Annotated in this window: 15 protein-coding genes and 4 pseudogenes; 9 read left to right on the plus strand and 10 right to left on the minus strand. The window is 58.1% G+C overall.

What is annotated here, in order from left to right:
* Window positions 1–162 precede the first annotated feature (162 nt).
* The 7 genes and pseudogenes from ahcY to trxA all read left to right on the plus strand — a co-directional run bounded on the left by ahcY (window position 163) and on the right by trxA (window position 13583).
* Window positions 163–1563 carry an adenosylhomocysteinase gene (gene ahcY, locus N8E89_RS06810; protein WP_262261519.1) on the plus strand — a complete coding sequence of 467 codons (1401 nt, stop codon included), beginning with the start codon at window positions 163–165 and terminating at the stop codon, window positions 1561–1563.
* Between the two features lie 199 nt (window positions 1564–1762).
* A pseudogene (locus tag N8E89_RS06815) lies at window positions 1763–4295 on the plus strand (ATP-binding protein).
* A gap of 7 nt (window positions 4296–4302) precedes the next feature.
* Window positions 4303–5811, plus strand: coding sequence for a tRNA (adenosine(37)-N6)-threonylcarbamoyltransferase complex ATPase subunit type 1 TsaE (tsaE, locus tag N8E89_RS06820; protein ID WP_262261520.1), 1509 nt, complete (start codon window positions 4303–4305; stop codon window positions 5809–5811).
* Window positions 5812–5816: 5 nt separating this feature from the next.
* Window positions 5817–6548, plus strand: coding sequence for a nucleotidyltransferase family protein (locus N8E89_RS06825; protein ID WP_113172631.1), 732 nt, complete (start codon window positions 5817–5819; stop codon window positions 6546–6548).
* Window positions 6541–9682 (plus strand): annotated as a pseudogene (gene addB, locus N8E89_RS06830) (double-strand break repair protein AddB). Before N8E89_RS06825 ends, addB begins: the two are co-directional and overlap by 8 nt.
* Window positions 9679–13182, plus strand: coding sequence for a double-strand break repair helicase AddA (gene addA, locus N8E89_RS06835; protein WP_262261521.1), 3504 nt, complete (start codon window positions 9679–9681; stop codon window positions 13180–13182). Before addB ends, addA begins: the two are co-directional and overlap by 4 nt.
* Before the next feature lie 77 nt (window positions 13183–13259).
* Complete coding sequence (gene trxA / locus N8E89_RS06840; protein WP_106662212.1) at window positions 13260–13583, plus strand: thioredoxin; 324 nt, start codon at window positions 13260–13262, stop codon at window positions 13581–13583.
* A 65-nt stretch (window positions 13584–13648) separates the two neighbouring features.
* Here the strand turns inward: trxA and N8E89_RS06845 are convergent, their stop codons facing one another.
* From N8E89_RS06845 to N8E89_RS06890, 10 genes and pseudogenes are all read right to left on the minus strand, one after another.
* Complete coding sequence (locus tag N8E89_RS06845) at window positions 13649–14977, minus strand: bifunctional folylpolyglutamate synthase/dihydrofolate synthase (RefSeq protein ID WP_106662213.1); 1329 nt, start codon at window positions 14975–14977, stop codon at window positions 13649–13651.
* Between the two features lie 30 nt (window positions 14978–15007).
* Complete coding sequence (accD, locus tag N8E89_RS06850) at window positions 15008–15931, minus strand: acetyl-CoA carboxylase, carboxyltransferase subunit beta (protein ID WP_113172628.1); 924 nt, start codon at window positions 15929–15931, stop codon at window positions 15008–15010.
* Between the two features lie 44 nt (window positions 15932–15975).
* On the minus strand, window positions 15976–16815 hold the full coding sequence (trpA, locus tag N8E89_RS06855) for a tryptophan synthase subunit alpha (RefSeq protein WP_106662215.1): 840 nt from the start codon (window positions 16813–16815) through the stop codon (window positions 15976–15978).
* Window positions 16816–16817: 2 nt separating this feature from the next.
* The gene (trpB, locus tag N8E89_RS06860) at window positions 16818–18068 is read right to left on the minus strand and encodes a tryptophan synthase subunit beta (RefSeq protein WP_262261523.1); all 1251 of its coding nucleotides are present in this window, start codon (window positions 18066–18068) and stop codon (window positions 16818–16820) included.
* 100 nt (window positions 18069–18168) lie between these two features.
* A complete protein-coding gene (locus N8E89_RS06865) occupies window positions 18169–18828 on the minus strand; it encodes a phosphoribosylanthranilate isomerase (RefSeq protein WP_262261524.1) in 660 nt (219 codons plus the stop codon).
* Window positions 18829–18886: 58 nt separating this feature from the next.
* The gene (locus N8E89_RS06870; RefSeq protein ID WP_262261525.1) at window positions 18887–19528 is read right to left on the minus strand and encodes a YdcF family protein; all 642 of its coding nucleotides are present in this window, start codon (window positions 19526–19528) and stop codon (window positions 18887–18889) included.
* On the minus strand, window positions 19528–20286 hold the full coding sequence (locus N8E89_RS06875) for a M48 family metallopeptidase (protein ID WP_262261527.1): 759 nt from the start codon (window positions 20284–20286) through the stop codon (window positions 19528–19530). The genes N8E89_RS06870 and N8E89_RS06875 overlap by 1 nt, the downstream gene beginning before the upstream one ends.
* A gap of 120 nt (window positions 20287–20406) precedes the next feature.
* Window positions 20407–20859, minus strand: coding sequence for a DUF2852 domain-containing protein (locus N8E89_RS06880; protein WP_262261528.1), 453 nt, complete (start codon window positions 20857–20859; stop codon window positions 20407–20409).
* Between the two features lie 117 nt (window positions 20860–20976).
* Window positions 20977–22122 carry a benzoate/H(+) symporter BenE family transporter gene (locus N8E89_RS06885; protein ID WP_113172624.1) on the minus strand — a complete coding sequence of 382 codons (1146 nt, stop codon included), beginning with the start codon at window positions 22120–22122 and terminating at the stop codon, window positions 20977–20979.
* A gap of 23 nt (window positions 22123–22145) precedes the next feature.
* Window positions 22146–22938, minus strand: a pseudogene (locus N8E89_RS06890) (alpha/beta hydrolase).
* 215 nt (window positions 22939–23153) lie between these two features.
* Here N8E89_RS06890 and infC point away from each other — a divergent pair.
* Together infC and N8E89_RS06900 are read left to right on the plus strand one after the other, a co-directional pair.
* Complete coding sequence (infC, locus tag N8E89_RS06895) at window positions 23154–23690, plus strand: translation initiation factor IF-3 (protein WP_100000798.1); 537 nt, start codon at window positions 23154–23156, stop codon at window positions 23688–23690.
* 78 nt (window positions 23691–23768) lie between these two features.
* Window positions 23769–24387 (plus strand): annotated as a pseudogene (locus tag N8E89_RS06900) (methyltransferase family protein).
* Window positions 24388–24508: the final 121 nt, after the last annotated feature.

Raw genomic sequence — 24508 nt, forward strand, 5'->3', positions numbered from 1 at the left:
ATCTCAAGGGCAATATCGCGGCTAAATCATCGCCACCATATGCACGCATAAGGATTTCTTTATATCCCATTGTGCGTTGATGCCTAATCTGCTAGTCAACGGCATCTCCGGTCGCCTCTAAACGCGCGGCCAAATGGAACACACAAGACGGAGCTGACTTAGATGGCCGAGAAACAGGACTACATCGTCAAGGACCTTGAACTGGCTGCTTGGGGCCGCAAGGAAATCGAAATCGCCGAAACCGAAATGCCTGGCCTGATGGCCAGCCGCGAAGAATTTGGCACGTCGCAGCCGCTTAAGGGTGCCCGCATTACCGGGTCCCTGCACATGACGATCCAGACCGCCGTCCTGATCGAAACCCTGCAGGCACTCGGCGCCAAGGTCCGGTGGGCATCGTGCAACATCTTCTCGACCCAGGATCATGCCGCTGCAGCTATTGCTGCAACCGGCACGCCGGTCTTCGCCGTCAAGGGCGAGACTCTTGAAGAGTATTGGACCTACACCGATCAGATTTTTCAATGGCCGGATGGCCAGCCTTCCAATATGATTCTCGATGATGGCGGCGACGCCACCATGTACATCCTGATTGGCGCACGCGCGGAAGCCGGGGAAGACGTCCTGTCCAACCCGGGCGGCGAAGAAGAAGAAATCCTCTTCGCGCAGATCAAGAAGCGCATGAAGGAAACCCCGGGCTTCTTCACCAAGCAGCGCGATGCGATCAAGGGCGTGACTGAAGAAACCACGACCGGCGTCAATCGTTTGTATCAGCTGCAGAAGAAGGGCCTACTGCCTTTCCCGGCGATCAACGTCAACGACAGTGTCACCAAGTCGAAATTCGACAACAAGTACGGCTGCAAGGAATCGCTGGTTGACGGTATCCGCCGCGCCACCGACGTCATGATGGCTGGCAAGGTTGCTGTTGTTTGCGGCTACGGCGACGTCGGCAAGGGTTCGGCCGCGTCGTTGCTTGGGGCCGGCGCTCGCGTCAAGGTGACGGAAGTCGATCCCATTTGCGCACTGCAGGCCGCGATGGACGGTTTCGAAGTGGTAACCCTCGAAGATGCGGCTCCAACGGCCGACATCATCATCACCACAACCGGCAATAAAGATGTCATCACCATCGATACCATGCGCAAGATGAAGGACATGGTGATCGTCGGTAATATCGGCCACTTCGACAACGAGATCCAGGTCGCCGCATTGCGCAATCTGAAGTGGAGCAACATCAAGCCTCAGGTCGATATGATTTCGTTCCCGGACGGCAAGCGCTTGCTGCTCCTTTCCGAAGGAAGGCTGCTTAACCTTGGCAATGCAACAGGTCATCCAAGCTTTGTCATGTCAGCCTCGTTCACCAACCAGGTTTTGGCTCAGATCGAGCTATACAGCCGCGGTGAACAGTACAAGAATGAGGTTTACGTCCTGCCGAAGCACCTGGACGAAAAAGTCGCCCGTTTGCATCTCGACAAGCTCGGCGCGAAATTGTCGGTTCTTTCCGAAGAACAGGCTGCCTATATCGGTGTAACGCCGAGCGGCCCGTTCAAGTCGGACCACTACAGATATTGATCTGATCAGTATATACCCACAAGATATGGAAGCCGGAGAATTGACAAATTCTCCGGCTTTCTTTTTTTGCACGCAGTTCTTCCCGTCGATCTCGCTCAAGGTTTATTGTAGTGATTCGGGATGGCGTTGTTTCGGATGGGCCAAGTGGTTGAAAAATCGCGAGGATCGAAGCAACCACATTCGTCAGGATGGGGCTGATATGACGATTGGTGAAGGTGATGTTCGCAGTAAACATGCAGCATACGGACGACCTGTGCTGAGAAAGTTGCGGACACTGCTTGCCAGTGCGAGTTCGGCAATGCCCATTGTTTTGGCCGCTTCATCTGCCGCGCACGCCCAGGATGCGCTGGGTAAAATCAGCACGCCATTCGGTGTGGAGGTGGGCACATTCGAAGTCGTGCAATTCGCGATGTTTCTCGGCGCCATGGGCGCGGCGCTGCTCTCGGCGGGTTGGCTGATCCGTGAGCGCAGCCGCATTGCCAATGAAAATCGCCAGCTACGCGACAAGGTCGCAGATCTCAATGTCACCGTTCAGCGCAATGAGGCCATGCTCAATCTCAAGGACCAGCGCATAATCGTCTGGGAAGGCGCTTCAAGCACACCAAATCTTGTCGGCACCCTGCCGCCCGAGATCGGTGTTCCGGAGGCGCGGGCACTATTCCTGGCGTTTGGCCGCTGGCTCCAGATCGACTCGGCGACATTGCTTGATCGCTCGATCTCGGCATTGCGCGAAAAAGGCGCGGCCGTTTGATATTGCGATCGAGACTTCGAAGGGCGCACCGCTGGAAGTTCAAGGTCGCACCTCCGGCGGCTATGCTATCGTCCGCTTCATCAATCTCGGGGAGGCGCGGGCGGCACAGGCGTTGCTCAAGACCGAGAATTATCAACTCAGTGAAGCCGTCGGTACGCTGCGCGGGCTCCTGGAGGCGGTTGATATGCCGGCCTGGCACCGCGATGGCGATGGCCGTCTTACCTGGGTGAACATGGCTTACGCCAAGGCGGTGGACGTTCGCGACGCGCGCACTGCAGTCAGCGATGCGCGTGAACTGTTTGGTTCGCAAGCCCGCGAGCGCATTGAGCGGGACAAAGCAGCGAACCGTCGATTCCACGATCAGCTATCGACGGTCGTCGGCGGAGACCGTCACGTCTTCCGGGTGACAGACGTTGCCGGTAGCGCCGGCTCCGCAGGGCTCGCGGCCGATATCAGCGAAATCGAATTGATTCGCGAAGAGTTCAAGCGAACCGTGCTAAATCATTCGGACACGCTGGATCAGTTGAATTCTGCCGTCGCGATGTTCGACGCCAACCGCAAGCTGCAATTCTTCAATCAGGCCTTTGCCAAGCTATGGGGGTTGGAAACAGCTTTTCTTGAGAGCAGCCCCGACAATGCCATGCTGCTCGATCGCTTCCGCAGCGACGGCATACTGCCGGAGCAACCGGACTGGCGGCGTTGGAAAGACCAGGTTCTAGCGGCCTATCACTCTGTCGAGTCGCAGGAACATGTCTGGTATCTTACCGACGGCCGCACGCTGCGTGTCATCGTCAATCCGCAGCCGAAGGGCGGTGTCACATGGGTCTTCGAGAACCTGACGGAAAAGCTCGAACTGCAGAGCCGCTATAACACACTCATCAAGGTTCAGGGCCAGACACTGGATCACCTCGCTGAAGGCGTTGCCGTATTCGGCTCCGATGGCAAGATCCGCCTCTCCAATCCCGCTTTTGCATCGTTGTGGTCGTTGAAACGCGAACAGATCGCCGAAGGCTTGCATATTTCGGCGATCCGCCGGCTGTGCGAGCCTGTCTCGGACGCTGCTCACTGGGAAACCTTCGTCACGACGGTCACCGGTTTCGATGACGAACGTCAATCGCTCTCCGGCCATATCGAACTCAGCACCGGCAAGATCCTGTTTTACGCGACAGCGCCGTTGCCGAACGGCCAAACCATGCTCACTTTCGTCGACGTTACCGACTCAGTCCAAGTCGAGCGCGCATTGAAGGAAAAGAACGAGGCGCTGGAAAGAACGGATGAACTGAAGAACGATTTCGTGCAGCACGTATCCTACGAACTGCGCTCGCCTCTGACCAACATCATTGGCTTTACCGAACTTCTGCAGACGCCGATGACCGGACCGCTCAACGATCGCCAGCGCGATTACCTCGATCACATCGGCACCTCCTCTTCGGTGTTGTTGACCATCGTCAATGATATTCTGGATCTTGCCACCGTCGACGCCGGCATTATGGAGCTCGACATAAGCGATGTCTCGGTCACAGATGCCGTGACGACGGCCTCCGAAAAGGTCGCCGAGCGGTTGAAGGAGCATAATATCCTGCTGGATATTCGCATCGAGCCTGGAACAGGCTCCTTTCGTGCCGATGCCAGCCGTGTCAAACAGGTCCTGTCAAATCTGCTGAGCAATGCCGCCAATTACGCTCCGGAAGGTAGTACGGTGACGCTCGCTTGCCGGCGGGAGCAGGCCGAAATGGTCTTCAGTGTACACGACAGTGGCCCTGGCATGCCTGATTATGTCCTCGACAGCATTTTCAAACGCTTCCAGCCCTATCCCAATGGCGGGCGCAAGCGCGGCGCCGGGTTGGGACTTTCAATCGTGAAGGGATTTGTCGAGCTGCATGGCGGCACGGTCGATATCAGCAGCGCCGCCGGGATGGGTACGCAGGTTACTTGTCGCTTCCCCCTGGAAGCGCGGACATTCAGCATCGCTGCCGAATAAGGCACCTATGACGTCAATCAGCATTCAGCTCGCAACGACAGAAGAAACCGAACGCCTTGGCCAGGACTTGGCGCTTGCGTTAAGAAAAGGCGATCTCGTCACGCTTTCCGGCGACCTCGGCGCGGGTAAGTCGACGCTGGCGCGCGGTTTGATCCGTGCGATTGCCGACGATACTGACTACGAGGTGCCAAGCCCGACCTTCACCATCGTTCAGTCGTATCCGGAACTGCGCGTGCCGGTCAGCCATGTCGATCTCTACCGCCTTTCCTCTGCCGATGAAATTGATGAGCTTGGCCTGGATGAAGCATTGGAAGACGGTGTTGTCCTGGTCGAGTGGCCGGAACGGGCAGGCCAAGTCCTGCCAACAGCAAGCCTTCACCTGTCCCTGATCAGCGATGGCGACGGGCGAAAAGCATTGGTTGATGGTGAACCCGCCGCGATAGCTCGGCTGCAGCGCTCATTGGAAATTCGAAATTTCCTGACGGAAGCCGGGTTGGGAACCGCCCGTCGGCGCTATCTGCTCGGCGACGCGTCAGCACGGGGCTATGAAACAGTTTCGACCGGAGACGAGCTTCCGCTCATCCTGATGAACTCGCCATATAATCCTGGCGGACCTGTTTTGCGCGACGGCAAGACTTACATGCAGATCGCTCATCTGTCCCAGTCGGTGACGGCATTTGTTGCCCTCGATAGATTGTTGCAATCGAAGAAATTCAAGGTGCCCGCGATCCTCGCCGAAGATCTCGAGAGGGGGTTTCTGCTCCTGGAAAACCTCGGTAGTGATGGAGTGCTGGATGCCACGGGTGCACCAATTCCTGAACGCTACGAGGCGGTAGTTCGTCTGCTGGCGAAAGTGCATCAGCAATCATGGCCGCGGGATATCGAGGCGGCCGAAGGTTATTCACATCATATCCACAACTTCGATCGCGACGCGATGATGATTGAAGTTGAGCTGCTTTCGGACTGGTATGTTCCCCGCATGCGCGGAACGCCACTTGGATCTGCGAAAATATCGGACTATGTCGCCGCCTGGGACGAAGTATTTAGCCAATTAATCAATGCCGAGCAAAGTCTGCTGCTGCGGGACGTGCATTCGCCCAATATTCTCTGGCGCAGCAGCGCGACAGCCACCGACCGCATTGGTTTGATCGATTTTCAGGACGCGATGATCGGCCCGTCGGCCTATGACGTGGCATCTCTGGTTTTCGATGCGCGGGTGACCATTCCGTTGGAACTGCAGGATCATTTGCTTGCCGCCTATTTCGACGAGCGTCGATCAGGCAATGCGGATTTTGATGAAGAGGGATTCCGCAGGGCTTTTGCCATAATGGCGGCGCAGCGCAATGCCAAGATTCTCGGTATCTTTGTCCGCCTTGACGAACGGGACGGCAAACCTTTCTATCTGCAGCACCTTCCTCGCATCCAGGCTTACCTCAATCGCGTCATTGGCCACCCTGCACTGGCGCCGGTCAAGGATTGGTGCGAAAAGGCAGGTATCGTAAATTCGGAGAGTTGATTTTAATGACGAAGCCCCGTACCGCAATGGTTCTGGCAGCCGGTCTCGGCAAGCGCATGGCTCCGATTACAGACACGATCCCCAAGCCCCTGGTAAAGGTAGCCGGCAAACCATTAATTGACTGGGGGCTGGACGCGCTCGCAAATAATGGTGTCGAGCGTGCGATCGTCAATACGCACTATCTCGCTGATCAATTGGATGCGCATTTGGTGAAGAGGAGCGTTCCGGAGATTCTCGTTTCAGATGAACGTACAGAGCTGCTTGATTCTGCAGGTGGCATCGTCAATGCACTGCCGCAGATAGGGACCGAGCCGTTTTACGTCATCAATGCGGACACTTTCTGGATTGACGGGGCGATACCAAATCTTGTCCTCCTGGCGGAAGGATGGGATGATGCGCGCATGGACATTCTCCTGATGATCGCGACGAAGGACCAGGCGACCGGCTATGACGGCCGCGGGGATTTCAACATGAACGCGGAGGGTAAGTTGCGCCGGCTCGCAGCGGATGAGACATCGCCCTATATCTATGCCGGTGCAGCCATCATCCACCCGCGCATCTTTGCCGAAGCATCGGCAGGCAAGGCTTCGCTGAACCATTATTTTGACGCAGCAATTGCTGCGGACCGGCTTTACGGTGTGCCAATGGAGGGTATTTGGCTGACGGTCGGGACACCCGGCGCCATCGGTGATGCGGAAGCCGCTATCGCCCGCGCCGGTCAAGGGATCCATGGCTGACCACAAACATTCACGGGTATTTTCCATCGCGCCCGGCATACCGTTCCTGCCTGCTCTCGTAGATGCGCTGCGGTCGGGAACGCTCATACCTGGCTTCCCCGACAATCCCACAGATCCGATGGCGCTGGCGCGTGTGACGATCTACGTGCCGACGCGCCGCGCTGCGCGCACTTTGCGCTCACTGCTTGTTGAAAAAAGTCCAGTCAGATCCGCGATTCTTCCCGTCATTCGCCCACTAGGTGATGTGGACGAAGATGCAGCGATGTTTGATATGGGATCGGACGCCTTCTTCGATCTCTTGCCACCGATAAGCTCCACGGAACGGCTGCTGCTGCTCGCACGGCTGGTGAGGCCGTGGCGTGAGCGCTTGCCGGACCATGTCCGGGCTCTGTTCGGAAATGAGGAAATTGCCATCCCTGCTACGACCGCCGACGCGATCTGGCTGGCGCGTGACCTTGCCGCACTGATGGATCAAGTGGAAACCGAAGCCAGCGGCTGGGCGACTCTCTCGAACATCGTGTCGGAGGAACTGCCGAACTGGTGGCAGGTGACACTTGATTTTCTAGGCATAGTCACCAGTCTCTGGCCCGATATTCTCGCCGATGTTCATCGATCGAACCCCGCGGCCCATCGCAACCGGCTGATTGAACTGGAAGCTGAGCGTCTGATGCGCAACCCTCCGGACGGCCACGTTATCGCTGCCGGTTCCACGGGTTCCATACCTGCCACAGCCAGGCTCCTTGCATCCATCGCGTCACTGCCGCATGGTGCCGTCATCCTGCCAGGCCTTGACCGCGATATGGATGCAGCGAGCTGGGACGTCTTGGCAAATATTGACGGCAATCCGTCGATTTTCGGTCATCCGCAATATGGCCTGAGAAAACTCTTGAGCGAACTCGGCGTGCTGCGCCACGATGTCGTCCGTTTGGGAAAAGTCACGCCGCAAAAGAGAGCTCGCGAGCATTTGCTCGCCGAGGCCATGCGCCCGGCGGATACGAGCGAGGCCTGGAGCACTATCGACCGCACCAGCGGCCAATTTTCTGAAGCCGTCGCGCCGGTGGCCCTGATCGAGGCGGCCAATGAGCGCGAAGAGGCGCTCGCCGTGGCCGTCGCATTGCGTGATGCCATCGATCAGCCGGGCAAGACTGCGGCCCTGATCACAGCTGACCGCGACCTGGCACGTCGTGTGTCGACCGAACTTGCACGCTTCAACATTGCTGCAGACGATTCCGGCGGCCATGCCCTGCGCGAAACGCAACCGGCGACACTGATGCGGCTGGCGATCGAAACTGCATTCAACCCAGGTGATCCGGTTGCGCTTCTCGCGCTGCTCAAACATCCCTTGACGCGGCTTGGGCTGCAACGCCCGGCGGTGCGGCAGGCCGCCGAAACCATTGAGCTCGTATCCTTGCGCGGCGGCACTGGCCGCGCTTCGCTTTCCGGTCTTGCCGCGTTCTTCGAGCTACGTCTGGCAGAGGGTAGTAATGCGCCGTTCGAACCGGTCTGGCTGCGGCAGATTTCCGTTGCTCAGATCGAAGCAGCCCGGATAGCCTGCGCTGCTCTCAGTCATAGTATGGAACCACTCACTGTCATTGTTGACAGGACCGAGCCGGTGCAGATGGCCGAGATCATTCACGCCAGCGTATCGAGCCTGGAAAATCTGGCGCGCGACGACAAGGGTGATATCGCCGCGCTCTATTCCGGTGCGGCCGGCGAGCAGTTTGCCGGCTTTCTGCGCAATCTGGTTTCGGCCAATACCGGACTGGATTTTCTGGCCCCGGAATGGCCGGGAATGGTCGAAGCGCTGATGTCAGGCGAGGTTGTGAAGCCGAAGGCCGGCGCCCACCCCCGCCTGTTCATATGGGGGGCGCTCGAGGCGCGGCTGCAGACGGTCGATACGGTAATCATCGGCGGTCTCAATGAAGGTTCGTGGCCGGGAAAGACGCGCAACGACCCATTCATGTCGCGCCCGATGAAATCCATCATCAATCTTGAACCGCCGGAGCGGCGCACCGGTCTGGCCGCCCACGATTTCCAGATGGCGATGGGCATGGATCGCGTCATCCTTACCAGGTCGCAGCGTTCCGCCAATGCGCCGACAGTCGCCTCGCGCTGGCTGCAGCGGCTCGAGACGGTGCTTGGCAAGACCGCTGCGGCGGAATTGCGGACGCGCGGCGCAAAGTATCTGAATTGGGCACGCGAGATCGATCATGCGGCGGACGAAGATTTCGTCAGGCGGCCAGAACCCAGGCCACCGCTTCGAGGCGCGGCCAAAGCATTTTTCGGTGACGGAAATAGAAACATTGAGGCGCGATCCCTATGCAATATTCGCGCGGCGTATCCTGCGGCTGCGCCCGATCGATCCGCTGATCCGCGATCCGGATGTGGCAGAACGCGGCTCGCTGTTCCACAACATTCTGGCACATTTTACCGAAGAGGGTATCGACCCGGTCCGCCCCGATGCTCCGGCACGGCTGCTGGACATAGGCAGACAATATTTCGACGATATCGCGCTGCCCGAGGAGATCGATGCGGTTTGGTGGCCGCGGTTCCAGTCCCTGGTACCCGAATTTCTCGACTGGGAAAGCGTTCGTGCTCCATTGATTGCCGAACGCCATCCCGAAATTGCCTCGAAGAAAATTTCCGTGGGGACGACAGGCGTGACGCTTTCCGGACGCGCGGATCGCCTCGACCTCAGGCGGGACGGAACGGTGGACATTATCGATTACAAGACCGGTTCAACGCCGTCGAAACGGCAGGCCCATGTGCTTCTGTCGCCGCAGCTTGCGCTGGAGGCAGCGCTTCTTGCGCGCGGAGCGTTTCATGAAGTTGGCAACCGCTACGCCTCTGACCTCCTCTATGTTCGCCTCCGGCCGAATGGCAGGGTGGACCCGGAATCGATCCTGAAAATTGGCACCGCAGCGAATGGCAGCGAGAAATCGGCGCCGGAACTCGGGGAACTTTCCTGGCAACGGCTTAATGAATTGCTCAACGCCTATCGCGATTCGCAAAAAGGCTACCTGTCACGTGCCCTGCCATTCAAGGAAACTGATCTGACCGGGGACTATGACCATCTCGCCCGGGTGCTGGAATGGTCAGCAGGCGGTGCAGATGATGGCAGCGAGGGGGAATGAAAAAGCCTCGTGTCATTCCTTTCGAAACGATAGCGAACCAAAACAAGGCGGCAGATCCAAATGATTCGGTCTGGGTTTCGGCCAATGCCGGGTCGGGCAAGACCCATGTTCTCACCGAGCGCGTGATCCGGCTGCTGCTTGACGGAACCGATCCATCGAAAATCCTCTGCCTCACTTATACGAAGGCAGCCGCCGCGGTGATGCAAAACCGCGTTTTTGCCCGGCTTTCCGAATGGGCGACCACCGATGAAGCCACGTTGTCAGAAACGATACACCAGATTGACGGCCGGGTTCCCGATCAAAACCGCCTTGCGCAGGCGCGCCGCCTGTTTGCGCGTGCCCTGGAAACCCCGGGTGGTCTCAAGATCCAGACGATCCACGCCTTCTGCGAGGCCATTCTTCATCAGTTTCCGCTGGAGGCCAACATCGCCGGCCATTTCGAGTTGATGGACGATCTGATGCAAGTTGCACTCGTTGGTGAAGCGCGCCGCCAGTTGCTGCAGTCTGCGCGCTTGGACAGCAACACAGAGCTTGCCGCTGCCTTCGCCGACGTGCTCGATGCTGCCGGAGAATTTGGCTTGCAGGCACTGCTCGACGAAGCCGTGAACAAGCGGCATGACCTGACACAATTCATCCGCGATATTGGCCATGATGAGTTGCGCCGCCAGACCTTCTACGCGCATTTCGGCTTCACCGGCACGGAGACAGAAGACAGCATCCTGTCAACGCTTTGGCCGGTACGCGAATTTGATGGCGGCATTCTTGGAGAAATCCTCGACATCCCAAGAAGCGCCACGCGGGCGCAGGAGTTCGCGCTGACCTTGCGTTTTGCCAAGGTCAATGACCAGATTGACCAGCGCGAAGAGGCCCTGAAGACGGCATTTCTGAAGGCGAGCGGAGAGCCCAAGAACGGCTCATTTATTTCGTCCAAGGCGGTGACGGACCGGGTACCGGATTTCATTGACCGCTATGATCGCGCGGCGCAGCAGGTGTTCGAAGGGCTCGACAGGCTTAAGCAATTGCGCCTTGTCCGGCTGACCCTCTCTGCACTCGCGCTGGTTGATGATCTGCTCAGTCGCTATCAGCAGATGAAAAGGGCGCACGGTCTTCTCGATTTCGACGATCTGATCGTGCGGACGATGATGCTCCTCGGGCGGCAGGATGCGGGGCCCTGGGTCCAGTACAAGCTCGATAAGGGCATTGACCACATACTGGTCGACGAGGCGCAGGATACGAGCCCCAACCAATGGCGCGTCATACGTCTGTTGAGCGAGGAATTTTTCGCAGGGAAGACGGCGCGTACCGTTCGCCGCACACTTTTTGCTGTCGGCGATGAGAAGCAATCGATCTATTCATTCCAGGGCGCGGTACCGGAGGACTTTGCCGAGCATGGCAAGGCAACCGAACGGAAGACCCGTCAATCCGAGCTAAGCTTCGCCCGGGTCAATCTCAACTTCTCCTTCCGGTCTGCTCCAGATGTGCTGTCTGCCGTGGACAAGGTCTTTGCCCGGCCGGAAGCCAATCGAGGTTTCGGCGCGGATCACGGCGCGACGGTGCACACGGCGATACGCGATCATGATCCGGGCGAAGTGCAGATATGGGACATGCTTGACCCGGTCACAACGCCAGAGGAGGACGACTGGCGTACGCCCGTTGACAGCCTGCCTGCGCCGCCGGTGCGTCTCGCCGAGCAGATCGCACGAACGATCGACCTCTGGCTCAAGAATGGCGAAATCCTCGACGGGCAAGGCCGCCGGCTCGAGGCACGCGACATCATGGTTCTGGTGCGCAAGCGTGATCAGTTCATGCCGGCCCTGTCGCGCGAACTGAAGAAGCGTCATGTTCCCGTTGCTGGCGCGGACCGGTTGAGGCTAACTGATCATATCGCTGTCAAGGATCTGATGGCGCTTGGCCGGTTCATGCTGTTGTCGTCCGATGATTTGTCGCTCGCGGCAGTCCTCAAGAGCCCATTGTTCAAATTGGGCGATGATCAGTTGTTTGCCCTCGCCCATGACCGGGCGGAAAATGTAACGCTTTATCAGCGCCTGCTTGCGCAGGCCGAGGACGACCTCACGCTCTATGGTATTGCACAACGGCTGCAGGATTGGCGAAATCGCGCTGACACAGTGCCGGTGTTCGAGTTCTACGCCGATATTCTTGGGCCCGGCGGAGCAAGGCGCGACCTTCTCGCACGGCTCGGCCAGGAGGCGGGCGATGTCATCGACGAGTTCCAGAACTATGCTGTTGCGACAGAGAAGACAGGATTGCCGGGCCTGCAGGCGTTCCTCGAAACGCTGGATGCGGCGGCTCCGGAAATCAAACGCGAACTCGATCAGAGCCGCAACGAAGTACGCATCATGACGGTACATGCCTCCAAGGGACTTGAGGCGGCCGTTGTATTCCTGGTCGATTCCGGCAGCGCTGCTTCCGCGGGCGGGCGTGCGCCAAATCTGCTTTCTTTCGATATGGCAGAGGAAGAGGGATGGCGTGGCAAGGGATTTTTGTTCGCTCCGTCCAAAACCCATGCGACGGCGTTCACGGCAAATATAATTGACAACCTGAAAGTCCGCGCAGAAGAAGAGTATCGCCGCCTGCTCTATGTCGGCATGACCCGGGCCGAAGACCGCCTGATCGTTTGCGGCTACCGCGGAACGCGGCGCGCGCCCGGAACCTGGCACGATCTGGTGGAAGCGGCGCTGGCCGAGGCGAGCGAGCCGTTCCAGCATGCGGTTGAGGGAGTGGTTGCCAAGCGCTACCGCGTCACGGAGCGCGTTCCTGCAGCCATTGTCGAGCCTGACATCGCAACTGAGATCAGTGCAGCCCCTTTTCCAGCGGCGTATCGAAGGCCGATGCCGCGCGAAGCTGGTCTACCAAGACCGCTTGCGCCATCGGGTGTCTCCGTTTTGATCGAGCCCGACGACGAAGCACCTTTGGTGACCGGTTCACCGGTGCTCGTGAGGGAGAGCGGCGATCCGTCTTTTGCCATCCGGCGCGGTACGGTTATTCACGCGCTATTGCAGACGCTGCCCAATCTCCCATCGGATCAACGCGTACCGGCCGCGCGGCGCTATCTTTCGCGTGCCGCTTTCGGCTGGAAGCCAGAGGAGGTCGAAAACGCCCTGCAATCGGTTCTCGCCGTCATGAATGATTCAGGTTTTGCTCCCGTCTTTGCATCAGGGTCGCTGGCCGAAGTAGCGGTCATGGGGACGCTGCATCTGCGCGGCAAGGATCACGCCGTTTCAGGAGTGATCGACCGGCTGGCGGTCAGCGAAAGCCGCGTACTCATCGTGGACTACAAGACCAACCGGCCTCCTCCCCATACATTGGCAGGGGTGCCCGATACTTACGTGGCGCAGTTAGCGCTTTATCGGCAATTGCTGGAACCGCTGTATCCCGGTAAAATCGTCGAGGCAGCACTGCTTTTTACTGAAGGTCCCTATCTGATCGATATTCCCGTGAACGCGATGCAGGATGCCCTTGCCCGTCTCACCGCATCGTGAGAAGACGAAACTTGACGAGGGCGAGCCGACTCACCACATGATGTGCAACACATTCACAAACCCACAAGGAAAAGCCTATGGCTACCGTCAAGATCGACACCAGCAACTTCCAGTCCGATGTAATCCAGTCAGGCCAGCCTGTCGTTGTTGATTTCTGGGCAGAATGGTGCGGACCGTGCAAGATGATCGCACCCGCCCTTGAAGAAATCGCTTCGGAGATGGAAGGCAAGGTTACGATTGCCAAAGTCAATATCGACGAGAATCCAGAACTTGCCGCTCAGTTCGGTGTGCGTTCGATCCCGACCTTGCTGATGTTCAAGGATGGCGAACTGGCGGCCAATCTGGTTGGAGCCGCTCCCAAGAGCAAGTTGACCGACTGGATCAAGAATTCGGCGGCCTGATTTGCTAGGCCTGTCTGAAATTAAGAAGCCCGGCTCTTTGCCGGGCTTTTTGTTGTCCAGAACAATTATTGTGGGAGTGTGCCATTGTCCGAGAGAACATCGCCGGCAAGATAAAGCGAACCGCCAATGAGTATGCGCGGCGCCGGCTCGGATTTGTCCCAGCTGTCGCGCAGTATTTTGAGCGCGTTCTCCACGGAGTGAACGGGTTCTGCCGAAAGCCCCGCTTCGTTGGCTGCCAGCGCCAGCTCGTCGTGCGGGATGCCCGCTCCACTGGAGCGGATGGGCACCGTATAGACATGCCGCGCCATGCCGGTGAAGGCTTGGAAATAGCCTACGGGGTCTTTGGTGTTGATCATCCCGGTTATCAGGAACAGCGGCCGCTGGGTGCGATCCTCGAGTGTGGCAATAGCCTCGGCAATCACCAGGCCTGCACCGGGATTATGTCCGCCATCAAGCCAGATCTCTGATCCCGGAACCGCCAGATCCACCAGCTTGCCTTTGATGAGCCGTTGCATGCGTGCAGGCCACTCCACCGTGGTCATTGCCGTCTCGACGGCGTATTCGGGAACGGTAAATCCCGCAGTTCTGACAGCTTGGATAGCAGCGGCAGCGTTGGCAAGTTGATGGCGGCCGAGCAAAGCGGGCAAGGGGAGGTCCATCAGTCCGGTATTGTCCTGGTAGATCATGCGGCCGCGCTCCTCAAAGCTGAGGAAATCCTGTCCATAGACCGCGTATTGGCAATCGCGCCGTTCGGCGGTCTCGATCAGCACCATCCGCACGGCTTCTTCTTCCTGCGCCCCAATGACCACGGAGCAGCGCGGTTTGATAATTCCAGCTTTTTCCGCCGCGATCAGTTCGACCCGATCGCCAAGATAGGGTTGATGGTCCAGTGAAATCGGCATGATAACGCTGACGGCAGGCTCAGGAATTACATTCGTCGCATCAAAGCGGCCGCCAAGACCGACTTCGAGGATGACGGCATCGGCAGGATGTTCAGAAAACAGGACGAACGTGACGGCGGTCAAAATCTCGAAAACGGTGATGGCCTGTCCGGCATTGGCATCGGCGACCCGCTTGACCGCCTCGGCGAGTACATCATCTTCGACTATCTTGCCACCGCCGGGAGCGCCAAGCCGATAGCGTTCGTGCCAGCGTACGAGATGCGGAGAGGTGTGGACATGAACCGTGTAGCCAGCGGCTTCGAGCAGCGCACGGGAGAAGGCGACAGCGGAACCCTTGCCATTGGTTCCCGCGACATGGATTACCGGTGGTATCCTCAGATGCGGGTTGCCGAGTGTGTCGAGAAGGCGGGTAATGCGCCCCAGCGACAGATCAAAGCCCTTGGGGTGCAAGCCCAGCAGCCGTTCTATCTCTTGTTCAGCACGCGACGGCATTGCACACCCGATCCAGCAAATAGGATGGCATCAAGATTGGGCTTCGGCCGGTACGGGCATTGTGGCCGCCAGTCCGTTTGGCAATCCTTCAGGGATCTCAGTCGCCGGTTCGCCCATCAACATTTTCAATAGGCGTGCGATGGTTGCCTTCAATTCCGTACGCGGCACGACCATGTCAACCATCCCGTGCGTCTTCAGATATTCGGCACGCTGGAACCCTTCCGGCAGCTTTTCGCGGACGGTCTGTTCGATGACACGCTGGCCGGCAAAACCGATCATCGCCCCCGGTTCAGCGATGTGAATATCGCCGAGCATCGCGTAGGAAGCAGTTACGCCGCCTGTCGTCGGATTGGTCAAAACCACGATATAGGGCAGACCGGCTTCCTTCAGCATCTCCACTGCAACTGTTGTACGCGGCAATTGCATCAGCGAGAGGATGCCCTCCTGCATGCGGGCGCCGCCTGACGCGGCAAAGAGTACCAGGGGTTTCTTCTGGGCAATTGCGGTTTCAAAACCCTTGATGATCGCTTCTCCTGCTGCCATGCCAAGCGAACCGCCGATGAAATTGAAATCATGGATGGTGACGACGATCGGCAGGCCTTCAATCGACCCAAGAGCATTGATGATCGTGTCGTCCTGGCCAGTCTTGGCGCGATGTTCCTTCAGACGATCGACATAGCGCTTTTCATCGCGGAATTTCAGCGGATCGGTCGCAACTTTCGGCTGCTCAAGTGTTTCGAACACGCCGTCATCGAAGAAGAACCTCAACCGGTCCCTGGCCGGAATACGCATGTGATGGCCGGAAGAGGGGACGACCCATTGGTTTTTCTCCAGATCCGTGTGAAAGACCATTTCGCCGGATTCCGGATCCTTGATCCAGAGATTTTCCGGCATTTCACGGCGGCCAAGCATCGAATTGATCTTCGGCCGGACGTAATTTGTGATCCAGTTCATGATCGGTCCTGTTCTTCTGTCGTTGTTCCGGTGATTTAGGGCTTCTACTCAGCCGCGGCAAGCCTTGACGCCCGCACACCGCTGGAAAGTCCCTGCACCATGGTTGCAACTGCTTCAGCCGGATCGGCAACCAGCGAGCCGTCGGGGTTGATCGTATTGGCCACGGCATTGACGATTGCAGTGCCCACAACCACGCCGTCCGCGGCAGAGCCGATCACCTTGGCCTGTTCAGCGGTCTTGACGCCGAAGCCGACGACCACCGGCAGATCCGTGTGCTTCTTGATGCGCTCGACGGCGGCGGCAACCCTGCTCGTATCCGGCAAGGCCGAACCCGTAATGCCGTTCATGGATACGTAGTAGACGAAGCCCGACGTGTTCTGCAGCACTTTCGGCAAGCGCTTGTCATCGGTCGTCGGTGTTGCCAGCCGAATAAAGTTAATGCCGGCCTTGATCGCAGGAATGCAGAGCTCTTCGTCCATTTCCGGCGGCAGATCGACGATGATCAGTCCGTCAATGCCCGAAATGACGGCATCCTTCAGGAAGCGTTCGACACCGTAAATATAGATCGGGTTGTAATAACCCATCAGGACGATCGGCGTGGTGTTGTCACTTGTCCGAAAACGTGCGGCGAGGTCCAGCGTCTTCGTCAGCGACATACCTTTTTTCAGCGCGCGCAAACCCGCTGCCTGGATGGCCGGGCCATCGGCCATCGGATCGGAAAAGGGAACGCCAAGTTCGATAATATCGGAACCGGAGCCTGGCAGGGCCTTCATGATCTTCAGTGAAGTGTCGAAATCAGGATCGCCGCCCATGAAATAGGTGACGAGGGCTGGGCGCCCCTCTGCCTTGAGGGCTGCGAATTTTCGGTCGATACGCGTCGTCATGATCAGATATCCATTCCAAGCAGTTGACCGACCGTGTGCACATCCTTGTCGCCGCGGCCTGAAAGATTGACGATCATGATCTTGTCCTGCGCCATCCGGGGAGCAATCTTCACCGCGTGGGCAATCGCGTGGGCCGATTCCAATGCCGGGATGATACCCTCGGCCCGAGTGGTCAGCTGGAAAGCATCCAGGGCTTCATTGTCGAGGATCGGCACATAGGATACGCGGCCCGTGTCGCGCAGCCAGGAATGTTCCGGGCCGACCCCCGGATAATCGAGGCCGGCCGATACTGAATGGCCATCGAGAATCTGCCCATCGGCATTCTGCAGCAGATAGGTACGGTTGCCATGCAACACACCGGGCCGGCCGGCGCTCATCGAGGCACAATGCTCCTCGCCATCAAGGCCGCGCCCACCTGCTTCGATACCGATGATTTCGACGCTCTTGTCATCGAGGAAGGGATGGAACAGGCCGATCGCATTGGATCCACCGCCAACGGCCGCGATGATGGTATCCGGCAGGCGGCCTTCCCGCTCAAGAATCTGCTCGCGGGCTTCCGTGCCGATGACCGACTGGAAATCGCGCACCAGTTCCGGGTAGGGATGCGGGCCGGCGGCCGTGCCGATCAGGTAATAAGTGTCTTCGACATTGGAGACCCAGTCGCGCAGGGCTTCGTTCATAGCATCCTTCAGCGTGCCGTGGCCCGAGGACACCGGCTTGACTTCGGCGCCGAGCAGTTTCATGCGGAAGACGTTCGGCTTTTGCCGCTCGACATCGGTCGCGCCCATATAGACAACGCAAGGCAGTCCAAAACGTGCGGAAACCGTAGCGGATGCAACGCCGTGCTGACCAGCACCAGTCTCGGCGATGATGCGCGTCTTGCCCATTCGCTTGGCCAGCAGGATCTGGCCGAGGCAATTGTTGATCTTGTGGCTTCCCGTATGGTTCAGATCTTCGCGCTTGAAATAGATTTTGGCGCCGCCGTCGAGACCCTGGTCCCTGGCAAGCTGGCGCACGTGCCGCGTCAGACCTTCGGCATAATAGAGCTTCGAGGGGCGGCCGGCATAATGGGTCGACAACTCCTGGAGCTCCGCCTTGAACGACGGATCGTTCTTCGCGTCGTCATAGGCCTGCTGCAATTCAAGGATCAGCGGCATCAGTGTCTCTGCGACAAAACGGCCGCCGAAAATGCCGAACATGCCCTCTTCGTCTGGACCTGTCTTGAATGAATTGGGCTCAACCACCTTGTTCACTGCTTCGCTCCGTTGTTGGCGGTCCGTATCGTTTTTTCCGAAACGCCCGCCCTGTTCTTAAGGGTCCCCGTCACTTTCTCGAAATGACTGCCTCTATGGTTCAGGCTGCGCCGGTGCTCCCGGCAGCGCGCACAGCCCGGAAGAATTCTCCGATCAGCCTGACATCCTTTACGCCTGGATCAGACTCGACGCCCGACGAAACATCGATGCCGCCTGGCAATCTCGCCGCCAGGGCTTCACGGACATTGCCAGCATTGAGACCACCGGAAAGCATGTAATCGACAGACGCGTCAAGCTCGCACAGCACCTGCCAGTCGAAAGATACGCCATTTCCGCCAGGAAGTTCGGATCCCCTGGGCGGTTTGGCATCAAAAAGGAAGCGGTCAGCAACACCGATAAAGGGCTTGATCTGGTCGAGGTCGCTGCGTTCACACAGTGAAAACGCCTTCATGACCGGCAATCCGAAGCGCGCCTTGACCTCTTTGACCCGCTGGACGCTCTCCTTGCCGTGCAGTTGCAGCATGTCCGGCCGCATCGCCGTGACGATTGTGTCGAGCGCCGCATCATCAGCATCGACCGTTACGGCAACGGCCTGGGCGCGGCCCTCGGCAGCGCGGCGCAGGCGGCCAGCCAAGGCGGGATCGATATTGCGGGGACTCTTCGGGAAGAAGATAAAGCCGACATGCGATGCACCGCCGTCCAGCGCTGCCGCAACTGCTTCGTCGGTTTTCAACCCGCAAATCTTGATATCAAAGCTCATAAGCCGCCACTCGCACGAAAATGCGTCAAAGTCGAGGATTTTGCGCATGGATCAACTATTAGAGATGGTGGTGATAGCCCTCTTTGACAAGGAAATCGAACGCATCTGCGACAGATGCAGGGACGGATTGCGCTATCTGGAAGCCTTTAGCCGGATAGTCGATCATCCGTTGCACGTCACCGACCATTTCATGGATGAACATATCGAGCGGATAGGCTGCAGTTGGCTGGTCCTCGAAACGGGTCGGCGGTGCGGTAACCAGAGCTTCAATCCCGGGCCATTGGGCCCGTACGGTTGCAAAGGCGCGGCGCTGGGTCTGCGGCTTGGTCACGAGGATGACACGGCGAACGGTATCGTCCGCCATTGCCTTCGCAAACCTTATATTCTCGCCGATGTTGGTGGCTTGCTGCTCAATCAGAATGGCGTCGTCAGGAACACCCAAATCATTGGCGCGCGCTGCAAATGCTTCCGCTTCGGTTCCGGGATAAAGTGCGCCTGTCCAGTTGCCGGATTTGCCGGTGAAGATGATCCGCTTGGCCAGACCCTGATGGAACAATTCTGCACAGCGATCCGCGACACGCAGATCATAGCTGCCAAGCCCAATGATCAGGTCGGCGCACGACAATTGGTCGTGAATGCGATGAAAGTCCCACAGGGTTCGGGCCGCCTGCAGGACGGCAGGAGAAATCGCCGCTCGCATCAGGTGAAATCGATGGCTTGTAGCGCGCCACCATTGCGCTTAAGCCAGGCCTTGCAACGTTCGGTATCCGGGCACAGCTCGCCGCACAGCTTCCAGAATTTCGGCCCGTGGTTCATTTCTTTCAAGTGCGCAACTTCATGTGCGACAAGATAGTCGATGATCGGCGGGGGAGCCATCATGATGCGCCAGGAAAAGGACAGCGTGCCATCCGATGTGCAAGAACCCCAGCGGCTCTTCGTATCCTTGAGGCGAATGACCTTGGCGCGCCGCCCGACCGCTACTGTGTGACGCGCCACCAGCGTTTCCAGGTCACGCCGGGCCTCGCGCTTCAGGAAATCGCCCACCCGCCGCGCCAGATGCGGGCGGTCGCCATAGACAATCAGTCTTGGGCCCTCTGCTCCGTTCTCCTGCCGGACAGTTCCGCGCTTGGCCGGCTCATGGACGATGAGGTGCGGCACGCCGCGTATGGGGATCTTCACCCCGGGGCGCACCTTCGGCTGGTCGGGCATCTTGGCAAGACGTGTTTCGATCCAGCCTTCATGCCGCGTCAGAAACTTGTCGATCTCGCGGGCAGGCATGCCCGGAGGGACGGTCATGCGAAGGCCCTTGCCGCCTGCATCGATGCGCAAGGTCAGACGCGTCGCCCGCGGATTCTCCATCACGCGCAAGGGCAGGACACGGCCCGCAACCTCGTAGCTCCGCTCGGCTTTAAGCGTTGCGGATTTTTTCGGCGGACTCCGGAAGAGGGACAGGACCATGGGACCACATTAATTGATTCTGAACAAAAGCGGTGAGACAAAACAGAAGCGGCGCCGGAAGGCGCCGCCATGGAGCTACATTTCGCAATCAGGACTGGTGGAACTGACTGCAACCAGCCGCTATTCTCCGTCGGTATCGTTTACGCCGGGAACAGAACCCGAAGGCTTCTTTGGCGCAGCGTTCCGCCCGGCCATGAAGCGGTCGAATTCTTCGCGGTCCTTGGCGCGGCGCAGTTCACTCGCATACTCTTCAAACTCGCTACGCATTTCTTCGAGCTTGCGGCGCTCTTCGTCGAGGCGCTCCAGCTCTTTTTCACGCCATTCATCAAAGGCAACGTTACCGGTACCAAACGGACCTCTGCCGAAGTGATGATTGCGCCGGTGACGACGGAACGCACCGCAGACATTGTCGGTTGCGTTGCTCATTTCGTGCCTGAAGCCACCGAAACGGTTGCCCCAGACAATATAGGCGAGCATGGCTAAACCAAGTGGCCAGAACAGCATGAAACCGAGAATCATCAAAGCGATGGTCGCCGGGGTCCAGCCTGGCCGGATCAATGCAGCATTGTTCATCTAAAGCCCTTCCCTATCAAGAAAGTCCCGACCCTGATTGGTCGATTGATAACGACATGGGAAAGATATTTGGGCTTTTCAAGAAAGTGTGATCCCAAATGCGGCAAGGCCTTGGATTCAGAACCTTTTCTTTGCGTGATCGACGAAAACAACAGCCAGCCCGGCAACGAGTGCCCAGAATGCTGCGCCGATCCCGCCGATCGTGATGCCTGAAGCCGTAACCGCAAAAGTGACGATCGCTGCCAGGCGTTCAGGTTCGGTCTTGAGCGCGAGTGCCAGCGCATTGGTAAATGCCCCGATCAGCGCAAGTCCTGCCACAAGCGCGATCAGAGGCGGGGGTAAGACTGCGAACAAGGCAACGAGCGATGCACCGAAAATCGCAAATATCAAATAGGACAGCGCATAGAATGGGCCCGTCAACCAGCGCTTTTCCGGGTCGGGATGGGCGTCGGGTCCGGTGCAGATTGCAGCGGAGATTGCCGCCATGTTGCTGGTGTGGGCACCGAACGGCGCGCTTATCAACGAGACGAGACCTGTAACGAGAAGCGCAGCGGACGTCGGGGGCTCATAACCTGCCGCACGCAGGACTGCGAAGCCTGGCAGGTTCTGCGAGGCCATTGTGACGAGGTAAAGCGGCAGCGCGAGACCGATCATGGCGCGCACATCGAAGACCGGCATGATCACCGTCACAGTCGAAAGTTCGATGTCGGGTATGCTCGCAACGCGTCCGCTGAGAATGGCAAAGATGACACCGCCGAATAGCACGGCAAGCACGGCCATGGCCGGATTGAACAGGCGGATGATGAAGAACAGCGCGACGAGCGGCAATACGAAAAGCGGGTCTACGGGGATCGTCCGCGCGGCGCCGGTAAGGAAGGCAAAAAGGACGCCAGCCAGCATGCCCGAGGCAATAGATGCGGGGATCCTTGAAACAAACGCCGAAATTGGCTTGATCAGCCCCGTAATGATGATCGCGACGGCCGTCACGATGAAGGCACCAACCGCCTGCTGCATGCTGAAGCCGATTGATCCGCCTATCAGCGCCAGTCCGGGGGTCGACCATGCGCTGATGATCGGCATTTTGTAGCGCCAGCTCAGATAACCCGTGGCGATGAACATTGCGAGACAGATCGCGGTTACCCAGCTGGCAGTCTCCGCCTGCGTCGCACCAAGCGCCTGCGCCGCGGCGATGATGAGTGCAAGCGTCCCACCAAATCCGACGACGGCAGCGACGACGGCTGAAGCAATCACGGAGAAGCGCATGCTGAAAACCTGATGTTGGGGATTTATTGGATGGAATAGCGGGTTCTGGTGCGATCGACCATTGAAGACACGGTTCGGGAAAGAAGTTCAAGATCTTGCTGGCGGGAAAGACGATGATCGCCATCGCGCACCAGCGTAATCGTCACATCATCGACGGGCAGATGATCCACCAGCCGCAACGCATGGGTATAGGGTACGTCCTTGTCTTCCATGCCCTGAAGAATATGAACTGGACAATCAGTCTGGATCACGCCCTTCAGAACCTGGTTCGCCTTGCCATCTTCGAGGAGCGCCTTCGTGTAGATATAGGGCTCGGGCGAATAGTCAGACGCCTCTTCCATAAAGCCGCGCTCCGCTATCTGCCGGCGCTGGTCGTTGGTCAGTTGCGGCTCGACCAGTTCCGAGGTGAAGTCTGGCGCCGGGGCAATGAGTACGAGACCGGCGGCACGTTCACTTTCGCCTGACTTTTGCAGCTCCTGGATCAGGCGCAGTGCGATCCAGCCGCCCATGGATGAGCCCACGAGAATCTGCGGACCGGATGAGAATTGCCTGAAGACTGCCAGACTCTGTTCGAGCCACAGCGAAATTGTACCGTCACGGAATTCGCCGCCCGATCTCGCCATGACCGGAATAATCAAACCGGAGAAAAGCCACACCTTTCTCGGATGCGTATCGATCCAGCCAATCGGCCTTGGTGCCCAGCATGTCCGAGCGGTAGCCTCCGAGCCAGACAATACCGGGTTCACGCCCGGCACGGAGGCGCAGAGCAATATTCGTACCGTTAACGTCAAGAAACTGCGGTGGTGATGTAATCATAAGCCGAACTCCTAACCGGTGTACTGCCTTTTGCCACGGCCAATTGCACCGATAAAGTCCGCAACATTGCATAAAACTGAAATAATCCTATGTTGGATTGGAGTGATTTATCCTGAAAATAGTGATATTGGCTTGAGCCAGCGTATTCAAAGCATTGCGGCTACGGTCTGACGGTGCTATTTGCGTGACCGAAATAATTCAAGGAGACTACTGCCATTCGCCGACCCTTTAGAGCACAGGTGGTCCAGAAAGATGGACCTCGTTCCAACCGTGATATCCGGGTACCTCAGGTACAGCTCATTGATGCCGAAGGTGAAAACCACGGCATTGTCACCATACAAGCAGCACTGGCCATGGCCGATGAGGCTGGTCTCGATCTCGTCGAGATCGTGCCCAATGCCGAGCCGCCGGTGTGCAAGATCGTTGACCTTGGGAAATTGAAGTACCAGGGGCAAAAGAAGGCTGCCGAAGCGCGTAAGAAGCAGAAGACGGTCGAGATCAAAGAAATCAAGATGCGCCCGAACATCGATACGCATGACTACGATGTGAAGATGAAGGCCATCAAGCGTTTCTTCGACGAGGGTGACAAGGTCAAAGTGACATTGCGCTTCCGCGGCCGCGAAATGGCTCACCAGGAGCTCGGCATGCGGTTGCTGGATCGGGTCAAGGAGGACACGGTCGAGATTTCCAAGGTCGAAGCCGAACCAAGGCTCGAGGGCCGCCAGATGATGATGGTTCTGGCGCCGCGCTGAATTCAGCCGTTCGTGAAGACAAAGCCGCCTACGGGCGGCTTTTCTCTTGAGTGATACAGATGTGAGTCCGTAATGGCACTGAATTCTCCCACCGAAATGGCTCGGTATCAGCAGCGCAGACGCCTCGCGATTGCAGTCGTCATCGGATTGATTCTCGTTGCGTTGCTGACGATCTCGCTCCGCATGGAGTAATGACTGGGTCCATGAATACATCGAGGACTTCGGTATAGGCGCGATTGTGCTCGCGATCCTCGGCCGGATGTGGTGTACGCTCTATATCGGCGGACGCAAGAGCGCGGAGATTGTTCGGCTCGGACCTTACTCCATGAGTCGCAATCCGCTTTACGCATTCAGCACTTTGGGTGCCGCCGGCATCGGCATGCTGACGGGCAGCCTGACAGTTGCCTTGGTCCTTGCCATCCTTTGTTACGTGGCCTTCCGGTTCGTCATTGCCGCGGAAGAGGGCTATCTCGAGAACGTATTCGGTGAGCCCTACCGCGCATACAAGCGCGAGGTGCCGCGCTTCTTCCCGAAGATTTCACTGTACAGGGAAGCCGACGTGCTCAGCGTCAGGTCGTCGGTGCTCTACAAGACGCTATTCGATGGACTGGTGTTCTTCGTTTCGTATCCGTTGCTTGAGTTCGTGGAGTATCTGCAAACGACAGGCGCTTTGCCGGTTCTGTTGCGGCTCTATTGAGCTTTTCGCCGGTCAAGGCGATTCAACAGTTGCGCTTTTCCTTACTTCTGCTAATAAGCACCCGTTCAAACCGCCCGGCAGGGCATGCCGTGGCGGTTTTGTATGCTTTCAGGCTTTGGTC

This window comes from Phyllobacterium sp. A18/5-2 (assembly GCF_025452215.1).
Taxonomy (GTDB): Bacteria; Pseudomonadota; Alphaproteobacteria; order Rhizobiales; family Rhizobiaceae; genus Phyllobacterium; species Phyllobacterium sophorae.